This is a genomic window from Bradyrhizobium sp. (assembly GCF_049581145.1).
Classification (GTDB): domain Bacteria; phylum Pseudomonadota; class Alphaproteobacteria; order Rhizobiales; family Xanthobacteraceae; genus Bradyrhizobium.
Window position 1 is genome coordinate 1 of the sequence record NZ_JBAURI010000423.1, and the last position, 1,523, is coordinate 1,523.

Consider the following 1,523-nt stretch of genomic DNA (forward strand, 5'->3'; position numbering starts at 1 on the left):
CTACACAATTCCCGAAAATGTTCTAGTCCGCTGAAGACGCGGCCTGGAATTGCTCAGCTTTCGCGCCTCCGGGCCGCGGAAAGTGCGCAGGCTCTATGAAGCTCTGGTCCGAATGTCGACGGCAACGACTTTGAGATAGTCTTCCGCCGTCCGAACCGCTTCTTCGGCCTCAACCTCGCTGATGACGGCGATGTCGTAGAAGGCAATGTTTCGCTTGCGGCGCATGCGGTCAAACAGATCGAAGGTAAGCGCCAGAGCGGGATCGAGATGCTTCTGCGCGAACTCGAGGATTGCGATGTGATGTCCGAGTTGGGCGCGGGGACGCTGGCCGTGGCTCAACATGAGGGCCAGAGACGCCTTGAGAATGGCCTCGTAGGCCGTTTGATGGGCGGTCTCCTCGTCGATCGCCAGGTTTTTTCGCGCGGCGGCGGCCTTCTTCCGTGCGTCCGCCAGAAACTGCTTCACCTGGTCCGGATTCACTGGTTGTGGTTTGGTCGTGGCCATGGCCAATCAACTCGATGCGCTTTCCGTTCCAGATGTCGGCGATGAATGCGTCGCGCGCCGCAAGTCGTCTTTTGAGATCGCCCGAAGTGAGACCAGTGTAGTTGATCTCGCGGCGCAGAGCCTTTTCGACCTTGCGGACTTCGGATGCGAGCTGCGTCTGGTCCGGCCGGCCGATAATCAAAACGTCAATATCGCTGGCCCCGTTGGCCTCGTTTTTCGCAAACGATCCGTAAATCCAGGCGGATTCGATCCCGGGAATCCCCTGGAGTGCGCGCTTCAGCGTTGGTTCAATACCAACCGAGCCCTGCAATAGGGCAAAGACCGGCTTGAGATACGGATAGGCGGCGTTGACGCTGTAATACCGCTGGCGGCCCTCGGTTTCAGAGCGCAGGAACCCTTCATGTTCGAGGCGCGCGAGTTCGCGCGAGACGTTGGTCGAGTCCGCGTCCAGCGCGGCCGCCAACTGGCGGACATAGACACGCGCCGAGCGGTTAACGTAGAAGAACGTCAGCAGCTTGCGGCGGAGCCCGGAACGGAGAGAGAGCATTGCAGTGATATTATACTGCATATGCGGTATATATATACTGCAAAGCTGCGCCTCAATCCGGAGCTCCCGGATTGCCTGCAGGCGATTCTAAAAGTCTGGGGACGACTTCGTTCTATTCGCTGATGAGATCGCGGTGAATTCCAACAAGTTCACCGTAGCAAGCGAGAGCGATCGCTTTGGGGTCTCCTCCACCAACTTTGAATGAGAGCTTCATCTCGCGAAACTTCGAGGCGAATCCTCTCAGAAGGAGAACCTCGTGCGACATTCGGCCAAAAGACCTTGTCGAAGTAGCCTCGACGATATCCCGAAGGTTCTGATCCCAAAACGGCAAGCTGACATTGAACTCCTCTTCCTCGCCAAGGTACAGTAGTTTGCCGTCGGACTCCACCAGCAGCTTTTCATCTGTCACAGATTGGAGCGGACGATGATCCCTCGAGAGCCAGATCATCTTTTCATGCAGGCGACCCTTGGC

At 57.3% G+C, this 1,523-nt stretch carries 2 protein-coding genes and 1 pseudogene; all 3 read right to left on the reverse strand.

Annotated elements, in window-relative coordinates; translation table 11 throughout:
- Positions 1 to 93: 93 nt before the first annotated feature.
- The gene (locus tag WCB02_RS13755; protein ID WP_423958773.1) at positions 94 to 504 is read right to left on the reverse strand and encodes a hypothetical protein; all 411 of its coding nucleotides are present in this window, start codon (positions 502 to 504) and stop codon (positions 94 to 96) included.
- Between the two features lie 169 nt (positions 505 to 673).
- Positions 674 to 1,072: pseudogene (locus WCB02_RS13760) on the reverse strand (nucleotidyltransferase domain-containing protein); the annotation flags it as partial.
- Positions 1,073 to 1,163: 91 nt separating this feature from the next.
- Positions 1,164 to 1,523, reverse strand: a 360-nt coding sequence (locus tag WCB02_RS13765) for a hypothetical protein (protein WP_423958772.1), incomplete at its 5' end; no start/stop codon positions are given.

Coding starts and splice junctions, on each gene's coding strand:
- WCB02_RS13755 (WP_423958773.1), bottom strand. CDS start 504: ATGGCCACGACCAAACCACAACCAGTGAATCCGGACCAGGTGAAGCAG.